The sequence below is a fragment of the Streptomyces aurantiacus JA 4570 genome, assembly GCF_000414115.1.
GTDB lineage: Bacteria > Actinomycetota > Actinomycetes > Streptomycetales > Streptomycetaceae > Streptomyces > Streptomyces aurantiacus_A.
Window position 1 is genome coordinate 1 of sequence record NZ_AOPZ01000429.1, and the last position, 534, is coordinate 534.

The following is a 534-nucleotide window of genomic DNA, read 5'->3' on the forward strand; positions in this document are numbered from 1 at the left end:
ACCCGCCCGCCCGTTTCCAGCACACCGAGGGCTTCGGGCCGGAAGCGTGGCACCGCCGCCCTGCCACCCCGCCATGCCGGGGTGCCGGTGCCGGGAAGGGCCGTCCGGCGGCTACCCGCTGTGGGTCGCACCTGCTGTGGGTCGCACCCACTGTGGGCAGTCGTGCCGCAGGGCGGCACGGGGTGCCGCAGGGCGGCACGGGTGGGCACAGCCCACGTCGACGGGGTCGTCACGGACGGCGGTGACCCGGACAAAGCCCCGGGTGCCATCCCCGCGCGCGGGGTGACCACGCAAGTCGGCCCGGGGCGGGCGCAACGCATGCGCTCACCCCGGGCCGCTCAAGGCGCTACCGCCCGTTGAACGCGTCCTTCAGGCGGGAGAAAAGGCCCTGCTGGCCGGGCTGGAACTGCCCGGTGGGCCGCTCCTCGCCGCGCGCCTTCGCGAGCTCGCGAAGAAGCCGCTCCTGCTCGGGGTCCAGCTTGGAGGGGGTGAGAACCTCCACGTGCACGATGAGGTCACCACGGCCGCCGCCGC

At 75.1% G+C, this 534-nt stretch carries 1 pseudogene; it reads right to left on the bottom strand.

Features of this window, described 5'->3' with window-relative positions:
* Positions 1-346: 346 nt before the first annotated feature.
* A pseudogene (locus STRAU_RS33110) lies at positions 347-534 on the bottom strand (molecular chaperone DnaJ); the annotation flags it as partial.